The organism is Streptomyces sp. AP-93, from assembly GCF_022808175.1.
Classification (GTDB): Bacteria; Actinomycetota; Actinomycetes; order Streptomycetales; family Streptomycetaceae; genus Streptomyces.
Window position 1 is genome coordinate 94,022 of sequence record NZ_JALGBX010000017.1, and the last position, 17,194, is coordinate 111,215.

At 70.7% G+C, this 17,194-nt stretch carries 15 protein-coding genes; 6 read left to right on the forward strand and 9 right to left on the reverse strand.

The features are described 5' to 3' along the window. Positions 1 to 10: 10 nt before the first annotated feature. The 5 genes from pgl to tkt all read right to left on the reverse strand — a co-directional run bounded on the left by pgl (position 11) and on the right by tkt (position 6,868). Positions 11 to 793 carry a 6-phosphogluconolactonase gene (gene pgl, locus MTF69_RS26270; protein ID WP_243338377.1) on the reverse strand — a complete coding sequence of 261 codons (783 nt, stop codon included), beginning with the start codon at positions 791 to 793 and terminating at the stop codon, positions 11 to 13. A gap of 258 nt (positions 794 to 1,051) precedes the next feature. Beyond that, positions 1,052 to 2,083: a glucose-6-phosphate dehydrogenase assembly protein OpcA gene (opcA, locus tag MTF69_RS26275; RefSeq protein ID WP_243338379.1), complete on the reverse strand. Its 1,032-nt coding sequence runs from the start codon at positions 2,081 to 2,083 to the stop codon at positions 1,052 to 1,054. Further along, positions 2,080 to 3,606 carry a glucose-6-phosphate dehydrogenase gene (gene zwf / locus MTF69_RS26280; protein WP_243338381.1) on the reverse strand — a complete coding sequence of 509 codons (1,527 nt, stop codon included), beginning with the start codon at positions 3,604 to 3,606 and terminating at the stop codon, positions 2,080 to 2,082. Before zwf ends, opcA begins: the two co-directional genes overlap by 4 nt. Before the next feature lie 5 nt (positions 3,607 to 3,611). Beyond that, positions 3,612 to 4,730, reverse strand: coding sequence for a transaldolase (gene tal, locus MTF69_RS26285; RefSeq protein WP_243338383.1), 1,119 nt, complete (start codon positions 4,728 to 4,730; stop codon positions 3,612 to 3,614). A gap of 35 nt (positions 4,731 to 4,765) precedes the next feature. After that, positions 4,766 to 6,868 carry a transketolase gene (gene tkt, locus MTF69_RS26290; protein WP_243338390.1) on the reverse strand — a complete coding sequence of 701 codons (2,103 nt, stop codon included), beginning with the start codon at positions 6,866 to 6,868 and terminating at the stop codon, positions 4,766 to 4,768. A gap of 270 nt (positions 6,869 to 7,138) precedes the next feature. Between tkt and MTF69_RS26295 the strand changes: the two genes are divergently transcribed. The 3 genes from MTF69_RS26295 (at position 7,139) to MTF69_RS26305 (ending at position 9,787) form a co-directional block, all read left to right on the forward strand. After that, on the forward strand, positions 7,139 to 8,086 hold the full coding sequence (locus tag MTF69_RS26295; RefSeq protein WP_243338598.1) for a heme o synthase: 948 nt from the start codon (positions 7,139 to 7,141) through the stop codon (positions 8,084 to 8,086). 81 nt (positions 8,087 to 8,167) lie between these two features. Further along, on the forward strand, positions 8,168 to 8,518 hold the full coding sequence (locus MTF69_RS26300) for a hypothetical protein (protein WP_243338392.1): 351 nt from the start codon (positions 8,168 to 8,170) through the stop codon (positions 8,516 to 8,518). 141 nt (positions 8,519 to 8,659) lie between these two features. Next, on the forward strand, positions 8,660 to 9,787 hold the full coding sequence (locus MTF69_RS26305; RefSeq protein ID WP_243338393.1) for an amidohydrolase family protein: 1,128 nt from the start codon (positions 8,660 to 8,662) through the stop codon (positions 9,785 to 9,787). Between the two features lie 49 nt (positions 9,788 to 9,836). Here MTF69_RS26305 and MTF69_RS26310 read toward each other — a convergent pair whose 3' ends face one another. The 4 genes from MTF69_RS26310 to MTF69_RS26325 form a co-directional block, all read right to left on the reverse strand. Continuing rightward, positions 9,837 to 10,826: a heme A synthase gene (locus tag MTF69_RS26310; protein WP_243338394.1), complete on the reverse strand. Its 990-nt coding sequence runs from the start codon at positions 10,824 to 10,826 to the stop codon at positions 9,837 to 9,839. A 4-nt stretch (positions 10,827 to 10,830) separates the two neighbouring features. Beyond that, positions 10,831 to 11,967 (reverse strand): hypothetical protein, encoded by a 1,137-nt coding sequence (locus MTF69_RS26315; protein ID WP_243338395.1) that lies wholly within the window; start codon positions 11,965 to 11,967, stop codon positions 10,831 to 10,833. 79 nt (positions 11,968 to 12,046) lie between these two features. Then, a complete protein-coding gene (locus MTF69_RS26320) occupies positions 12,047 to 12,814 on the reverse strand; it encodes an ABC transporter permease (RefSeq protein WP_243338396.1) in 768 nt (255 codons plus the stop codon). Next, positions 12,811 to 13,737, reverse strand: coding sequence for an ABC transporter ATP-binding protein (locus MTF69_RS26325; RefSeq protein WP_243338398.1), 927 nt, complete (start codon positions 13,735 to 13,737; stop codon positions 12,811 to 12,813). Before MTF69_RS26325 ends, MTF69_RS26320 begins: the two co-directional genes overlap by 4 nt. A gap of 327 nt (positions 13,738 to 14,064) precedes the next feature. Between MTF69_RS26325 and MTF69_RS26330 the strand changes: the two genes are divergently transcribed. The 3 genes from MTF69_RS26330 to sufB all read left to right on the forward strand — a co-directional run bounded on the left by MTF69_RS26330 (position 14,065) and on the right by sufB (position 17,149). Beyond that, on the forward strand, positions 14,065 to 14,856 hold the full coding sequence (locus MTF69_RS26330) for a formate/nitrite transporter family protein (RefSeq protein ID WP_243338400.1): 792 nt from the start codon (positions 14,065 to 14,067) through the stop codon (positions 14,854 to 14,856). Between the two features lie 101 nt (positions 14,857 to 14,957). After that, the gene (locus MTF69_RS26335) at positions 14,958 to 15,737 is read left to right on the forward strand and encodes a helix-turn-helix transcriptional regulator (RefSeq protein WP_374323858.1); all 780 of its coding nucleotides are present in this window, start codon (positions 14,958 to 14,960) and stop codon (positions 15,735 to 15,737) included. Further along, the gene (gene sufB, locus MTF69_RS26340) at positions 15,734 to 17,149 is read left to right on the forward strand and encodes a Fe-S cluster assembly protein SufB (protein ID WP_243338403.1); all 1,416 of its coding nucleotides are present in this window, start codon (positions 15,734 to 15,736) and stop codon (positions 17,147 to 17,149) included. Before MTF69_RS26335 ends, sufB begins: the two co-directional genes overlap by 4 nt. The last annotated feature ends 45 nt before the right edge of the window (positions 17,150 to 17,194 follow it).

The window sequence follows — 17,194 nt, forward strand, 5'->3', positions numbered from 1 at the left end:
TCGTACGGGGTCAGGCGGAGGCCGGGGGGTACATGGCCGGCGGGAGCTTCGCGGCCGCAGCGCGGTCGAGGAGCCACAGGGTGCGGGAGCGGCCGAACGCGGCGGCCGCCGGCGCCTGGACCTCGCCCGCTCCGCCCAGCGCGATCGCCACCGCTCCGGCCTTGTCCTCGCCGGCCGCCAGGAGCCAGACCTCGCGGGCCGCCCGGATCGCCGGGAGGGTGAGCGAGATGCGGGTCGGCGGCGGCTTGGGCGCGCCGTGGACGCCGACGACCGTGCGCTCGGTCTCGCGGGACGCGGGGTGTTCCGGGAACAGCGAGGCCACGTGCGTGTCGGGGCCCACGCCCAGCATCAGGACGTCGAAGCGGGGGACCGGGCCGTGGTCCTCGGGGCCGGAGGCCTTCTGGAGCTCCGCCGCGTAGGAGGCGGCCGCCGCGTCCACGTCGAGCCCGTACGGGCCGTCGGAGGCGGGCATGGCGTGGACCCGCGCGGGGTCCACCGGGACGGAGTCCAGCAGGGCCTCACGGGCCTGGACGTGGTTGCGCTCGGGGTCGTCGGCGGGCACGTAGCGCTCGTCGCCCCACCACAGGTCGATCCGGGACCAGTCGATGGCGTCCCGGGCCGGGGCCGCGGCCAGCGCGGCGAGCAGGCCGTTGCCGTTGCGGCCGCCGGTGAGGACCACGGACGCGGTGCCGCGGGCGGCCTGTGCGTCCACGATCTTCGTGATGAGCCGGGCGGCCGCGGCCTGGGCCATCAGCTCCTTGTCCCGGTGGACGACCACCTGGGGAGTCGTCATACCCATGTGCTGCCGCCTTGTCGGTAGTTCTGAGTTCGGGTGCGGGTCCGGTTGCCGCTGCGCGGAGCCTTCCCCCACCCCGCCCCTTCCCGAAACCGGGGCTCCGCCCCGGACCCCGTACGTGCGCTGCGCGCACGCGCCCTCAAACGCCGGGCGGGCTGGAAAATCCAGCCCCGCCGGCGTTTGAGGCGCGGGTCCGGGCGGAGCCCGGGGAACGGTCGAAGGGCGGGTAGGGGACAGCTCCGCGCAGCGGGGCCGTTACTTCGCCGCGGCCTTCTTGGCCGGCTTCGCCGGAGCGGGCTTCGCCGCCGGGGCCTCCGCCTTGGCCTCCGCCTTGGCGGGAGCCGGCTTCGCGGGCCCGGCCGTGGGGGACAGACGGGACACGCCGAATTTCAGCGAGGCCTCGTAGGTGTTGTCCGGGTCCAGGCGGCGGAGTTCCTCCGCCAGGAGCTCGGCCGTGTCGCGGCGCTTCAGCGCCACCGCACGGTCGGGCTGCCCCGGCATGCACAGCGTGGCCAGTGCCCCGTCCGCCCGGTCCAGGACGATCTCGCCGTCCTTGGTCTCCAGGCGCACCGCGGTGAGCCCGGGGCCCGCCGAGGAGGTGCGCTTGACGGGGACCCCCAGCCGGTCCGCGAGCCACATCGCCAGCAGCTCGCAGCTCGGGTTGTCGTCCTCGCCCTCGACCGTCGCCGAGGACACCGAGTGGACCTGCTGGTCGAGCGCCGCCGCCAGCATGGAGCGCCACGGGGTGATCCGGGTCCAGGACAGGTCCGTGTCCCCGGGCGCGTACGCCGCCGCCCGGCTGCCGAGCGCCTCGATCGGGTCCTCGGCGGAGTACGTGTCCGTGATCCGGCGCTGGCCGAGCGCCCCCAGGGGGTCGCCCGCCAGGTCCTGCGGAGCACCCTCCGGCCACCAGACGACGACGGGCGCGTCCGGGAGGAGGAGCGGGAGAACCACCGACTGGGCGTGGTCGACCAGTTCGCCGTGCAGGCGCAGGACAACCGTTTCGCCGGTGCCGGAGTCCGTCCCCACGCGGACTTCCGCGTCGAGACGGGCATCGCGGCGACTGCGTGGCGAGCGGCTGACCCGCTTGATGACCACGACGATCCGCGAAGGGTGTTCGCGGGAGGCGTCGTTCGCCGACTTGAGCGCGTCGTACGCGTTCTCCTCGTCGGTCACGATCACCAGCGTGAGCACCATCCCGATGGCAGGCGTGCCGATGTCCCGGCGCGCCTGCACCAACGAGGCGTTGATCTTGCTGGAGTTGGTCTCCGTGAGATCGATCTTCATGGCCGGCGCCAGCTCCGTCCGTCTCGTGCGAGCATCTCGTCCGCCTCGACCGGTCCCCAGGTGCCCGACGGGTACTGCGCGGGCTTGCCGTGCGTGTCCCAGTACCGCTCGATCGGGTCGAGGATGTTCCAGGACAGCTCGACCTCCTGGTGGCGCGGGAACAGGTTCGCGTCACCCAGCAGCACGTCGAGGATCAGCCGCTCGTAGGCCTCGGGGCTCGACTCCGTGAAGGACTCGCCGTAGGCGAAGTCCATCGTCACGTCCCGGACCTCCATGGAGGTGCCCGGAACCTTGGAGCCGAAGCGCACCGTCACGCCCTCGTCCGGCTGGACCCGGATGACCAGGGCGTTCTGCCCCAGCTCCTCGGTCGCGCCCGATTCGAACGGCAGGTACGGGGCCCGCTTGAAGACGACCGCGATCTCGGTCACCCGGCGGCCCAGGCGCTTGCCCGTCCGCAGGTAGAACGGGACGCCCGCCCAGCGGCGGTTATTGATCTCCAGGCGGATGGCCGCGTAGGTGTCGGTCTTCGACTTGGGGTCGATGCCGTCCTCTTCGAGGTACCCGACGACCTTCTCGCCGCCCTGCCACGCAGCCGAGTACTGGCCGCGCACGGTGTGCTTGCCCAGGTCCTCGGGCAGCTCCACGGCGGTCAGCACCTTGAGCTTCTCGGCCACCAGCGCCTTGGGGTGGAAGGAGCCGGGCTCCTCCATCGCCGTGAGCGCCAGCAGCTGGAGCAGGTGGTTCTGGATGACGTCGCGGGCCGCGCCGATGCCGTCGTAGTAGCCGGCCCGGCCGCCGATGCCGATGTCCTCGGCCATGGTGATCTGCACGTGGTCGACGTACGACCGGTTCCAGATCGGCTCGAACATCGTGTTGGCGAAGCGGAGCGCCAGGATGTTCTGGACGGTCTCCTTGCCCAGGTAGTGGTCGATCCTGAAGACCTCGTTGGGCGGGAAGACGTCGTGCACGAGCTGGTTGAGCTCCTGTGCACTGGTCAGGTCGTGCCCGAACGGCTTCTCGATGACCGCGCGCCGCCAGGAGCCTTCCTTCTGCGCCAGCCCGTGCTTCTTGAGCTGGGCGACGACCTTGGGGAAGAACTTCGGCGGGACCGACAGGTAGAAGGCGAAGTTGCCGCCCGTGCCCTGCGCCTTGTCCAGCTCCTCGATCGTCGACTTCAGCGTCTCGAACGCCTGGTCGTCGTCGAAGTCGCCCTGGACGAAGCGGCAGCCCTGGACGAGCTGCTGCCAGACCTCTTCGCGGAAGGGGGTGCGCGCGTGCTGCTTGACCGCGTCGTGAACCTCCTGCGCGAAGTCCTCGTCCTGCCACTCGCGCCGGGCGAAGCCGATCAGGGAGAAGCCCGGCGGGAGCAGGCCGCGGTTGGCGAGGTCGTAGACGGCAGGCATCAGCTTCTTGCGCGACAGGTCACCCGTAACGCCGAAAATGACCAGGCCGGACGGCCCCGCGATGCGCGGGAGCCGCCGGTCCTGTGCGTCACGAAGCGGGTTCGCTCCGTTTACAGACAAAGTGTTCAGGCCTCCGTGGGGGCGAGGCGCTCAAGCTCCGCCTCGGTCGACTTCAGCAGGTCGTTCCAGGACACCGCGAACTTCTCGACGCCCTCTTCCTCGAGCAGCTGCACCACATCGTCGTACGAAATGCCCAGCTTCGCGACCGCGGCGAGCTCGGCGCGCGCCTGCTCGTACGTGCCGCGGATGGTGTCGCCCTCGACCACGCCGTGGTCGGCGGTGGCCTCGAGGGTGCCCTCGGGCATGGTGTTCACGGTGCCGGGGGCGACCAGGTCCACCACGTAGAGGGTGTCCTTGTAGGCCGGGTCCTTGACGCCGGTCGAGGCCCAGAGCGGACGCTGCTTGTTGGCGTGCGCCTTGTCCAGGGCGGCCCAGCGCTCGGTGGAGAAGACCTCTTCGTAGGCCTCGTAGGCCAGACGGGCGTTCGCGAGCGCCGCCTTGCCCTTGAGGGCCTTGGCCTCGTCGGTGCCGACGGCATCCAGGCGCTTGTCGATCTCGGAGTCCACGCGGGACACGAAGAAGGAGGCGACCGAGTGGATCTTGGAGAGGTCCAGGCCCGCGGCCTTCGCCTTCTCCAGGCCCGCCAGGTACGCGTCCATGACCTCGCGGTAACGCTCCAGCGAGAAGATCAGCGTGACGTTGACGCTGATGCCCTTGCCGATGACCTCGGTGATCGCCGGCAGGCCGGCCTTGGTCGCCGGGATCTTGATGAGCGTGTTCGGACGGTCCACCAGCCACGCGAGCTGCTTGGCCTCGGCGATGGTCGCCGCGGTGTTGTGGGCCAGGCGCGGGTCGACCTCGATCGAGACCCGGCCGTCCTGGCCCTCGGTCGAGTCGTAGACCGGGCGCAGGATGTCGGCGGCGTCGCGGACGTCCGCCGTGGTGATCATGCGGATCGCCTCTTCGACGGTGACCTTGCGGGCGGCCAGGTCGGCGAGCTGCTGCCCGTACCCCTCGCCGCCGCTGATCGCCTTCTGGAAGATCGCCGGGTTGGTGGTGACACCGACCACGTGCTGCTGGTCGATGAGCTCGGCCAGGTTGCCGGACGTGATCCGCTTGCGGGACAGATCGTCCAGCCAGATCGCCACGCCCTCGTCGGAAAGGCGCTTCAGTGCGTCTGTCATGGGAATTGCATCTCCTACTGGTCTGGGTGCGGGAGTCAGCGCGCGGCGGCGGCGAGCGACTCGCGTGCGGCGGCGGTCACGGCTTCGGCGGTCAGGCCGAACTCGCGGTACAGCACGGCGCCGTCGGCCGAGGCACCGAAGTGCTCCAGCGAGACGATCCGGCCCGCGTCGCCGACGTAGCGGTGCCAGGTCAGACCGATGCCGGCCTCGACCGCGACACGCGCCTTGACCGAAGGCGGCAGGACGCTGTCCTTGTACTCCTGGGACTGCTCCTCGAACCACTCGACGGACGGCATGGAGACGACCCGCGCCGGGACGCCCTCGGCCTGCAGCGCCTCGCGCGCGGCGACGGCGAGCTGGACCTCGGAACCGGTGCCGATGAGGACGACCTGAGCGGCTGCGCTCTGCCCATCGGGGCCCGTGGCCTCGAAGAGCACGTACCCGCCCTTGGCGGCGTCCTCATTGCGCTCGTAGGTCGGCACGCCCTGGCGGGTCAGCGCCAGACCGTGCGGGGCGCCCTTGCCGAAGACCTTGGTGTGGCGCTTCAGGATCTCGCGCCAGGCGACGGCGGTCTCGTTCGCGTCGGCCGGACGGACCACGTTCAGGCCCGGGATGGCGCGCAGCGCGGCGACATGCTCCACCGGCTGGTGGGTCGGGCCGTCCTCGCCGAGGCCGATGGAGTCGTGCGTCCACACGTAGGTGACCGGCACGTGCATCAGGGCGGAGAGGCGCACGGCGTTGCGCATGTAGTCGGAGAACACCAGGAAGGTGCCGCCGTAGATGCGGGTGTGGCCGTGCAGGGCGATGCCGTTCATGGCCGCGGCCATGGCGTGCTCGCGGATGCCGAAGTGGATGGTGCGGCCGTACGGGTCGGCCTCCGGCAGCGGGTTGCCCACCGGCAGGAACGAGGAGTTCTTGTCGATGGTGGTGTTGTTGGAGCCGGCGAGGTCGGCCGAGCCGCCCCACAGCTCCGGGATGACCGCGCCGAGCGCTGCGAGGACCTTGCCCGAGGCGGCGCGGGTGGCGACGCCCTTGCCGGCCTCGAAGACGGGGAGCTTGTCCTCCCAGCCCGCGGGCAGCTCATTGGCGTTGATGCGGTCGAACTCGGCGGCGCGCTCCGCGTTCGCGGTGCGCCAGGCGGAGAACTCCTTCTCCCAGGCGGCGCGGGCCTCGCGGCCCCGGTCGCCGAGGGAGCGGGTGTGCGTGATGACCTCGTCGGAGACTTCGAAGGTCTGCTCCGGGTCGAAGCCGAGCACGCGCTTGGTGGCGGCGACCTCGTCGTTGCCGAGGGCCGAGCCGTGCGAGGCCTCGGTGCCCTGGGCGTGCGGGGCCGGCCAGGCGATGATCGAGCGGGCCGCGATGAAGGAGGGGCGCTCCGTCTCGGCCTTGGCGGCCTGGAGGGCCGTGAACAGCGCCTTCGGGTCGAGGTCGCCGTTCTCCTGCTGCGCGACGCGCTGGACGTGCCAGCCGTACGCCTCGTAGCGCTTCAGGGTGTCCTCGGAGACGGCCGTCTCCGTGTCGCCCTCGATGGAGATGTGGTTGTCGTCCCACAGGAGCACGAGGTTGCCGAGCTTCTGGTGGCCGGCCAGCGCGGACGCCTCGTGGGAGATGCCCTCCTGGAGGCAGCCGTCGCCCGCGATCGCGTAGATCATGTGGTCGAACGGGGAGGCGCCCGCGGGAGCCTCGGGGTCGAACAGGCCGCGCTCGTAGCGGGCGGCCATGGCCATGCCCACCGCGTTGGCGATGCCCTGGCCCAGCGGGCCGGTGGTGGTCTCGACGCCCGCGGTATGGCCGTACTCCGGGTGGCCCGGGGTCTTCGAACCCCAGGTGCGGAAGGCCTTCAGGTCGTCCAGCTCGAGCCCGAACCCGCCGAGGTACAGCTGGGTGTAGAGGGTCAGCGAAGAGTGACCCGCCGAGAGCACGAAACGGTCGCGGCCGACCCACTCCGGGTCCGCCGGGTCGTGCCGCATCACCTTCTGGAAGAGGGTGTACGCGGCGGGGGCCAGGCTCATCGCCGTGCCGGGGTGGCCGTTACCGACCTTCTGGACCGCGTCGGCGGCCAGGATCCGGGCGGTGTCGACAGCACGCTGGTCCAGTTCGGTCCAGTCGAGCTCTGTGGTCGTCGGCTTGGTGCTCACCGTGGGTCAGGGCTCCTCTCCACATGTCTGGTTCCCGGTGACGAACGGTGCACCGGCGCGATTCCGAGCCTACCCCCGCCACAGCGTGCAGCTATTCGAGCACCCGCGGTCCACGCGTGACGTCTCAGCGCCGATCGGACCAACACGGGGTGACCCCCGCGCGGGACGAGCCAATGGCTACGTCTAGAGTGGCGTGGTACGCGCAAGCCTTTACGGGACCTTCATGTTTAAAAGGGTTCACGTCGGAGCTTGCTGGATTCTCTGTCAGGGGTGTGCGTGACGGCCGTCGAATCCCGTCCAGCGGGGGTGCTCGGGACGAGCCCCGGTCACCGGCCGTTCGGGGCCCGGGCCATGGCTTTCGTGGCACTGACCAAGCCGCGGATCATCGAGCTTCTGCTCATCACGACCGTGCCGGTGATGTTCCTCGCCGAGCAGGGCGTGCCCTCGCTGTGGCTGGTCCTCGCCACCTGCTTCGGCGGTTACCTGTCCGCGGGCGGCGCCAACGCGCTGAACATGTACATCGACCGCGACATCGACGCGCTGATGGACCGGACGTCGGGGCGCCCGCTGGTGACCGGCATGGTCAGCCCGCGCGAGTGCCTGGTCTTCGGCATCACCCTCGGGATCGTGTCCACCCTGTTCTTCGGGCTGCTGATCAACTGGCTCTCGGCCGCGCTCGCGCTCGGCGCGCTCCTCTTCTATGTCGTCGTCTACACGATGCTGTTGAAGCGGCGCACCTCGCAGAACATCGTCTGGGGCGGCATCGCGGGCTGCATGCCGGTGCTCATCGGCTGGTCGGCCGTGAAGAACGAGGTCTCCTGGGCCGCGGTCATCCTCTTCCTCGTCATCTTCTTCTGGACGCCGCCGCACTACTGGCCGCTGTCGATGAAGGTGAAGGACGACTACGCGCGGGTCGGCGTGCCGATGCTGCCGGTCGTGGCGGGCAACAGGGCCGTGGCCAAGCAGATCGTCCTCTACAGCTGGGTGATGGTGGCGGTCTCGCTGCTGCTGACCCCGCTGGGGTACACCGGCTGGTTCTACACCTCGGTCGCCCTGGTGGCCGGCGGCTGGTGGCTGTGGGAGGCGCACGGGCTCAACGCGCGCGCCAAGTCGGGCGTGACGGGCGCGAAGCTCAAGGAGATGCGGCTGTTCCACTGGTCGATCACCTATGTGTCGCTCCTCTTCGTCGCCGTCGCGGTGGATCCCTTCCTCCGCTGAGCTTTCCCCCGCTGACGCTTCCCGCGTCCGTGCTTCCTTCGGTGCTTCCCTCCTTCATTACCCGCCGGTAGCATGCTGCCCATGGCAGATACCGAGGAGACCGCCACCACGGCGGACAAGAAGCAGGACCGCACGGCCGCGAAGCTGGCCAAGCAGATCGGCGCGTTCGCCAAGCAGCACGGCGGCGCCGAGGGCCACCTCGCGCACATCGGCCAGGCGGGCACCCGGATCGTCCTCGTCGGCACCGACGGAGGCTGGGGCGACCTGGTGGCCCCGGCGTACGACACCGCGCGGCTCGCGGCCGAGAAGGCCGGGCTGACCCTCCACGAGGAGTTCGACGGAGAGTTCGCCGCGCGGGTGCGGACGGGCCCGTACGAGTGGTCCCGGATGGCAGGCATCCAGCTCGGCGGACCCGCGAATCCCGCGGCCTGATCCGGTTGATCTTGGCTTGATCATTGGCCTGATCGTTTCCGCGTCACCCGCTCGGTCAACAGCGCGAGCAACACCTCACACCCCGCTCACCCGTTAGGACGTGTGGAAGCCCCTTCCTCACGTCCGCAACGGGATGCCCGGATGATCGAAACGCCGCCCCTGGTGGACCAGTACTGCCAGGGAGTGCTCCGCACGGAGCTCGGCCTCGCCACCTTCGAGGCCCAGCTCGTCCCCTCGGCCGGCCCGCCCGCCGCCGGCACCACCTTCTTCGACACCCAGACCGGCTTCGCGGTGCGCCGCTGGTGCCCGCCGCTGCTCGGGCTCGAACCGCACTGCGCCCCCGCCCGCTACCTCGCCAGGCGGCGCGAGCTGGGCGCCGCCGAGTCGGCCCGCCGACTGCTGCGCGGCTGCGGGGTCGGCGCCCGGCTCGTCGACACCGGGGTGCCCGGGGACCTCACCGGGCCCAAGGAACTGGCCCTGGCCGGCGAGGCGGAGGCCCACGAGCTGGTGCGGCCCGAGCTGCTGGCCGAGCAGGCGGCGGACACCTCCGGGACCGTGGAGGCCTTCCTGGCCAACCTCGCGGGGGCGGTCCACCACGCCGCCGGAGGGGCCGTGGCCTTCACCTGCGGGGCCGGGGCCGGGGCCGGGGCGGGGAGTACGGCCCGGGCCTGGGGGGACGCCCTTGAAGCCGCGCCCGAGCCGCCCGGTCCGGGCGAGGTGCGGGGCGCGGCCGGGCGCTGGCTGGCCGCGCGGGCCAAGGGCGGGGCCGTACGGGATCCCGTACTCATGCGGCACCTGGCGTGGAGCGCGGTGTCCGCCGGGCTGCCGCTCCAGCTGCACACGGGCGGGGAGTGGGGGGATCCGGAGCGGCTGACCGGGTTCCTGCGGGCGACCGAAGGCCCGGGGACGCGGCTGGTGCTGCTGGGCGGGTACCCCCACCACCGGCAGGCCGCGCGGCTGACCGCGGCCTTTCCGCACGTACACGCCGACCTCGGCGCGGCGCTGGGGTCCACGGGAGCGCGGGCGGCCGCCGTACTGGCGGAGTGCCTGGAGACGGCGCCGTTCGGAAAGCTGATGTTCTCCGGCGGGGGACGCCGACTGCCCGAACTGCACGCGGTGGGCGCGCTGGTCTTCCGGGAGGCGCTCGGCCGGGTGCTCGGCGGCTGGGTCGCGGACGGCTCCTGGTCCTGGCGGGACGCGGAGCGGGTGGCGGCGATGGTCGCGGCGGGCAACGCCCGCCGCGTCTACCGGCTGGACGAACGGGGCTGACGAGCGGGTCCGACGCGCGGATCAGGCCCCCGGAGGGAACACGCGTGGGTCAGACCGCAGCGAGCCGGGCGTCGTCCTGGGCCGGGAGCCCGGCCTGTTCGGACGGACGCTCGCGCAGGCTCAGCACCACTCGGACCGCCGAGATCCACACCACGCAGGAGCCGAGCATGTGGGCCGCCACGAGCGCCTCGGGGACATCGGTGAAGTACTGGACGTAGCCGATGGCGCCCTGGGAGAGCAGCACGATCAGCAGGTCGCGGGCGCGCGCCCGGGTGTCCACGGGGGCGTCGACCACGCGCAGCACCAGCCACATCGCGACGGCGAGCGCGCACACCACCCAGGCCGAGACCGCGTGGACGTGGGCGATGGCAGACCAGTCGAACGGCATCCGCTTGATCTCGCTGCTGTCCCCGGCGTGCGGGCCGGAACCGGTGACCACGGTGCCCGCAGCGATCAGTACTGCGGTGGCCGCGAGCAGCGCCCACGCGAGCTTGCGCACCGGAGCGGGCACGCGCGGCCGGGACGGGCCGTCACCCTCGCGGGTGCGCTGCCAGGTGATCGTCGTCACGGCGATCAGCGAGGTGGCGAGCAGGAAGTGCCCGGCCACGCTGTAGGGGTTGAGGCCGGTCAGGACGGTGATGCCGCCGAGGACCGCGTTGCCCATCACGATGGCGAACTGGAGCCAGCCGAGCCGGGTCAGCGAGCGGCGCCACGGCTTGGCGCAGCGGGCGGTGATGATCGCCCAGCCAACGGCCGCGCTGAGCACGTACGTCAGCATGCGGTTGCCGAACTCGATCACGCCGTGGAAGCCCTGTTCCTGGGTCACGATCAGGCTGTCGCCGGTGCACTTGGGCCAGGTGTCGCAGCCGAGACCGGATCCGGTCAGCCGCACCGCGCCGCCGGTGACGACGATGACGACGCTCATGAGCACCGCTGCGAACGCGGCCCGCCGGACGGTCCGGGGTGACGGAGTCCAGCGGCTGGCGAGATATGAGAGGGGGGTCAACACGGCCCTTATCGTACGCGGACACTTGTGCAAAGTTTCACGAGGGGGTGGCGGTCGCGCCGTCAGGGCCGATGACCAGCCGGAACCGGGCCCCGGCGGATTCGCCTTCCGCGTGCCACCACACACGGATCCGCCAATGCGCGCCCTCGCCCGGGTAGTCGGCCGAGGCCGCGAAGCCGCGTACCAATTCGGCCCCTACGTCCTCGGCTGTCCTATTCCTCACTTCCGCACCGCTGTGCCAGGGATGCGACTGTACGTTCCACAGTCCGTCGGAGCCGCGGACCTCGACGCGCCACACCGCGACCCAGGGCGTCACCTCCAGCATCGTGTGGACCTGGTCGGCCTCCAGGCCCAGCCGGGCGGCGATCTCCGCCTCGGGGACGCCCTGGACGCGCGCGGCCACCACGGCCTGGGGCAGCAGCCGTTCGGGCAGCAGCCCGCGGGAGCGCAGGCCGGCCAGGGAGGCGAAGGACAGGAAGCGCAGCCGCAGTTCGAGCTGGCGGCCGATGTGGTCCAGGGCCTCCTCGGCCTCCTGCGACTCCTCGGAGCCGGGATCGGCGAGCAGCAGCCGCCGGAAGGAGCCCTCCGCGTCGACGGCCCAGGCCACGGACTCCTCGGCCAGGCCCAGCTCCGCGAGCCGGTCGCCCAGGAACACCTTCGCCTGCGCGAGGCCCCGCTGATTGACCGGATCCTCCTGGTCCAGGGCCGCCCAGACCTCCACCGCGCCGTGCGTCAGGTCCCGGGCCCGCTCGCCGGCGGCCCGTTCCATGGCGCTCGGGCCGCTCTCGGATCCCGGGCCCAGCGGGTGCTTCGGCAGCCGCTCCCCGTCACTGAGGGGCCAGGCCAGCCAGACCCCCTGGTTGATCAGGCCCCGGGCGTACCAGCGGGCGTACTCGGCTGCGTGGCCGGCCGCCTGCTGCGAGAACCGCAGCCCCTCCTCGATGGCGGACAGGGCCCCGGCCCGGTCCCCGCCGGCGAACCGGCGGGCCGCCAGGTCGCCCAGGCGCAGACCCAGCCGGGCCGCGCACTCGGCGTCGGTGCGGGCCGGCTCGCGCAGGGCTCCGATCAGCTCGGCCAGCAGGGCGTCGGCCTCCGCGGGCTCCGCGTGCGCCGCGCCCGCCCGGATCCGTGCCCACTGCTCGTCCAGCCGCAGAACGGCCTCCCGCTGCGCCATGCCGCCCCCCGGCGTCTGTGGTGCGCTCCCCTGTGGAGGCGACCATCCTCCTGCCAGGGCAACGCTCGGGGGAAGGGATTCACTCCCAGCGGAAGAGCCGCCCGGCTGCGCCCAGACCGAGTACGGCCCAGACCGCCAGGATCGCCGCGTCGCCCCAGGGCAGCGCGGCCCCGTGCTGGAGCACCTCGCGCAGCCCGTCGGAGAGTGCGGAGATCGGGAGCAGGCCGAGGACGGACTGGACCGCGCCGGGGAACTTGTCCAGCGGCACGATCACCCCGCCGCCGACCAGGAGCAGCAGGAAGACCAGGTTGGCGGCGGCCAGTGTGGCCTCCGCCCTGAGGGTGCCGGCCATCAGCAGGCCCAGCCCGGAGAAGGCGGCGGTGCCGAGCAGGATCAGCACGGCGACGGACAGCGGGTTCCCCTGCGGGGACCAGCCCAGGGCGAAGGCGATCACCGTCAGCAGCGCGATCTGCAGCACCTCGGTGACCAGGACGGACAGCGTCTTGGCCGCCATCAGGGCCCAGCGCGGCAGCGGGGAGGCGCCGAGCCGCTTGAGGACCCCGTAGCGCCGGTCGAAGCCGGTGGCGATGGCCTGGCCGGTGAAGGCGGTGGACATCACGGCCAGCGCCAGAATGCCGGGGGCGAGGAAGTCCACGGACTTGCCCGTGCCCACGTCGATGATGTCGACGGCCGAGAACAGCACCAGCAGAAGCGCCGGGATGATCACGGTCAGCAGGAGCTGCTCGCCGTTGCGCAGCAGCATCCGGGTCTCCAGCGCGGTCTGCGCCAGGATCATGCGGGACACGGGCGCGGCCCCGGGGCGGGGGGTGAACGTACCGGCGCTCATGCGCGCAGCTCCTTGCCCGTGAGTTCCAGAAAGACGTCTTCGAGGGTGTGCCGCTCCACCGAGAGGCTGTCGGGCATCACCCCGTGCTGCGCGCACCAGGACGCGACGGTGGCCAGCAGCTGGGGGTCCACGTCGCCGGTGACCCGGTAGACGCCGGGGAGGAGCTCGGCGGCCTGGGTGCCGTCGGGCAGGGCCTTCAGCAGGGAGCCGACGTCGAGCGCGGGGCGGCCGGTGAAGCGCAGGGTGTTCTCGGCGCCGCCGCGGCACAGCGCGTCGGGGGTGCCGTGGGCGATGACCTTGCCGGCGTCGACGATGGCGACCTCGTCGGCGAGCTGCTCGGCCTCGTCCATGTGGTGCGTGGTGAGGACGACCGAGACTCCGTCGGCGCGCAGTTCCCGTACGAGTTCCCAGGTCGCGCGGCGGGCCTGCGGGTCGAGCCCGGCGGTCGGCTCGTCCAGGAAGACCAGCTCGGGACGGCCGACGACGGCCATGGCGAGGGCCAGGCGCTGCTGCTGGCCGCCGGAGAGCCGGCGGTAGGCGGTGCGGCCGCAGCCGCCGAGGCCGAGGCGTTCCACCAGGGTGGGGACGTCCAGGGGGTCGGCGTAGAGCTTGGCCATGTGGCGCAGCATCTCGACGGCCCGGGCGCCGGAGTAGACGCCGCCGGACTGGAGCATCACGCCGATGCGCGGGCGCAGGGACTCGGCCTGTGTCACGGGGTCGAGGCCGAGGACGCGGACGGATCCGGCGTCGGGGCGGCGGTAGCCCTCGCAGGTTTCCACAGTGGTCGTTTTGCCCGCGCCGTTGGGACCAAGGACTGCGGTGACCGAGGCCCTCCGGACGGTGAGGTCCAGGCCGTCCACCGCGGTTTTGGGGCCGTACCGCTTCACCAGTCCGCGGATTTCCACGGCGGGGTCGTTGCTCATGGGGGTTGAGTCTACGGAGCCGGGGAGGGGGTCCTAGGTCCCGGGGGTGAGGGGTTACCGGCCCGCACGTTGATGACCTTTTCGTGCGGACCAACCCTCGGCGCGGACCTAACGTCGAATGTTGAACCCTCCCGCTCGCGAACGAGGGGGATTCCTGGCTCACGCTGCTCGTTCGCTCAGCGAACGATCGAGTCTTCCGCGATCAGCACCAGCCGGGTTGGAACCAGCCCGGATGTATGAAGTTATGGAAGGAGTTGCCGTGCGGGCTTGGTTCTCGCTCCGCGATCCACGACCCTACCAGCCGTCGCTGATCCTCGAGGAGGTTTGGTGAACAGCATCGCTCAGAACGTCGAAGCCACCTCGGGGCAGGCCGAGCACAAGGCCCATGACCTCGGGCATCCGCCGCGCTACTTCGTGTCGGCGATGCTCGCCGGCGCCTACATCGCCATCGGCGAGGTGCTGCTCCTGGTCGCGATCTCGCCGTTCGTGGCCAAGGGCTCGCCGGCTGTGAAGCTGCTGGAGGGCGCGGTCTTCCCGATCGCCCTGACCATCGTGATGTTCGCCGGCGCCCAGCTCTTCACGAGCAATGTGATGGTCATGCTGGTCGGCGCCCTGTCGGGGCGGACCGGCCCCCGGGACCTGATCCTCTCCTGGACGCTCTCGCTGGCCGGGAACCTGGTCGGAGCCTTCGCCTTCGGGGCCATGGTGCACGCCTCGGGCGTGGCCTCCTCGCCCTCGGCGCGGTCCATGCTCACCGAGATGGTGCACGGGAAGATGGCGCTGAGCGGCGGACAGCTGTTCTGGCGCGCGGTGCTCTGCAACATGCTCGTCTGCCTGGCCATCTGGATGTTCACCCGGGCCCGCGGCGATGCCGCCAAGATTTTCGTCCTGTGGCTGCCCGTGGCTGTTTTTGTCGCCGTCGGATTCGAACACTGTGTAGCGAACATGGCTGTTTTCAGCCTCGCGATCCTGGATGGCTCAGCCGGGTTCGGTGATCTTTTCCGGAATCTGATGTTCACCGTGCCGGGGAACATCGTGGGCGGGGGATTGCTGGTGGGAGCCGTTTACTGGTTCACCGGAGGGGCTCTTCGTGAGGGCGGAGTGTCGACTTCCGAGTAACGCTCCGTGGATAAATAAGGTAACCCTTAGTGATGGAGGCCACCAGAGGTGGCCTCCATCACGGCTTGTCGGGGCCGGACTAATTACGCAACAATGGCGTTGTGAAATACGGCGAACGGATGAGCGAGGCCCACCAGGGCGAACTCGCGACCGGGGAGCGGTCAACCCGCAACCGGGTCGCGCGGTCGATCCTGGACCACGGTCCCTCCACCGTCGCCGACCTCGCGCAGCGCCTCGGCCTCACCCAGGCCGCCGTTCGCCGCCACCTCGACACGCTCGTCGCCGACGACGTCGTCGAACCCCGTGAGCAGCGTGTGTACGGTGCGCGGACCCGAGGTCGGCCCGCCAAGGTCTTCGCGCTGACCGACTGCGGCCGGGACGCCTTCGACCAGTCCTACGACTCGCTCGCCGCCGACGCCATGCGCTGGATCGCGCAGGCCGCCGGGGGCGGGGAGCAGGGCGAAGCGGCCGTGGCCGCCTTCGCGAAGGCCAGGCTGACGGCGCAGGCGGAGACCTACCGCGAAGCCGTGGAAGCGGCCGACCCGGCGCAGCGCACCGAGGCCCTTGCCAGGGCGTTGACCGGAGACGGGTACGCTGCTACGGCGAAGAGCGCTCCCGGTCCGCACAGCGGTGAACAGCTCTGCCAGCACCACTGCCCGGTCGCACACGTCGCCGAGCAGTTCCCGCAGCTCTGCGAGGCGGAGACCGAGGTCTTCTCCCGCCTGCTCGGGACGCACGTGCAGCGTCTCGCCACGATCGCCCACGGCGACGGGGTGTGCACGACGTTCATTCCGCGCAGCGGAAACGGCGCCGCTGGCACAGGCGCCACACAGACCGACACATCAGTATCTGCAAGTACGGCCGGGAGGAACCCCGCATGACCACGGAGACTGCTCACCCTGAGCTCGATGGCCTGGGCACCTACGAATACGGATGGGTCGACTCCGACGCGGCCGGTGCGGTCGCCAAGCGAGGCCTGTCCGAAGAGGTCGTCCGCGACATCTCGGCGAAGAAGTCCGAGCCGGAGTGGATGCTGAACCTCCGTCTCAAGGGCCTCAAGCTGTTCGGCAAGAAGCCCATGCCCAACTGGGGTTCCGACCTCTCGGGCATCGACTTCGACAACATCAAGTACTTCGTGCGTTCCACCGAGAAGCAGGCCGCTTCGTGGGAGGACCTGCCGGAGGACATCAAGAACACGTACGACAGGCTCGGCATCCCGGAGGCGGAGAAGCAGCGCCTCGTCGCCGGTGTCGCCGCCCAGTACGAGTCCGAGGTCGTCTACCACCAGATCCGTGAGGACCTGGAGGAGCAGGGCGTCATCTTCCTCGACACGGACACCGCGCTCAAGGAGCACCCGGAGCTCTTCCAGGAGTACTTCGGCACGGTCATCCCGGTCGGCGACAACAAGTTCGCCTCGCTGAACACCGCCGTGTGGTCGGGCGGCTCGTTCATCTACGTCCCCAAGGGCGTCAAGGTCGACATCCCGCTCCAGGCCTACTTCCGTATCAACACGGAGAACATGGGCCAGTTCGAGCGGACGCTGATCATCGTCGACGAGGACGCCTACGTCCACTACGTCGAGGGCTGCACCGCCCCGATCTACTCCTCGGACTCGCTGCACAGCGCCGTGGTCGAGATCATCGTCAAGAAGGGCGGCCGCTGCCGCTACACGACGATCCAGAACTGGTCGAACAACGTCTACAACCTGGTCACCAAGCGCGCCGTGGCGTACGAGGGCGCGACCATGGAGTGGATCGACGGCAACATCGGTTCCAAGGTCACCATGAAGTACCCGGCCGTCTACCTGATGGGCGAGCACGCCAAGGGCGAGACCCTCTCCATCGCCTTCGCGGGCGAGGGCCAGCACCAGGACGCCGGCTCCAAGATGGTCCACATGGCGCCGAACACCTCCTCCAACATCGTCTCGAAGTCGGTGGCCCGAGGCGGCGGCCGCACCTCGTACCGCGGCCTGGTCGAGATCGGCGAAGGCGCCCACGGCTCCAAGTCCAACGTGCTGTGCGACGCGCTCCTGGTCGACACCATCTCCCGCTCGGACACCTACCCCTACGTGGACGTCCGCGAGGACGACGTGTCCATGGGCCACGAGGCAACCGTCTCCAAGGTCTCCGACGACCAGCTCTTCTACCTGATGAGCCGCGGTCTGACGGAGTTCGAGGCCATGGCGATGATCGTGCGCGGCTTCGTCGAGCCGATCGCCCGTGAGCTGCCGATGGAGTACGCGCTGGAGCTGAACCGGCTGATCGAGCTGCAGATGGAAGGCTCGGTCGGTTAGTCCCGGCCCGCCCGACGTCCCGCAGCAGATTCTTTAAGGAAGAGA

What these genes read in the sequence shown, in the direction of transcription:
- pgl (WP_243338377.1), bottom strand. Translation starts at nt 793, where the DNA reads ATGACGACTCCCCAGGTGGTCGTCCACCGGGACAAGGAGCTGATGGCC.
- opcA (WP_243338379.1), bottom strand. Translation starts at nt 2,083, where the DNA reads ATGAAGATCGATCTCACGGAGACCAACTCCAGCAAGATCAACGCCTCG.
- tal (WP_243338383.1), bottom strand. Translation starts at nt 4,730, where the DNA reads ATGACAGACGCACTGAAGCGCCTTTCCGACGAGGGCGTGGCGATCTGG.
- MTF69_RS26300 (WP_243338392.1), top strand. Translation starts at nt 8,168, where the DNA reads ATGGCAGATACCGAGGAGACCGCCACCACGGCGGACAAGAAGCAGGAC.
- MTF69_RS26305 (WP_243338393.1), top strand. Translation starts at nt 8,660, where the DNA reads ATGATCGAAACGCCGCCCCTGGTGGACCAGTACTGCCAGGGAGTGCTC.
- MTF69_RS26315 (WP_243338395.1), bottom strand. Translation starts at nt 11,967, where the DNA reads ATGGCGCAGCGGGAGGCCGTTCTGCGGCTGGACGAGCAGTGGGCACGG.
- MTF69_RS26320 (WP_243338396.1), bottom strand. Translation starts at nt 12,814, where the DNA reads ATGAGCGCCGGTACGTTCACCCCCCGCCCCGGGGCCGCGCCCGTGTCC.
- MTF69_RS26325 (WP_243338398.1), bottom strand. Translation starts at nt 13,737, where the DNA reads ATGAGCAACGACCCCGCCGTGGAAATCCGCGGACTGGTGAAGCGGTAC.
- sufB (WP_243338403.1), top strand. Translation starts at nt 15,734, where the DNA reads ATGACCACGGAGACTGCTCACCCTGAGCTCGATGGCCTGGGCACCTAC.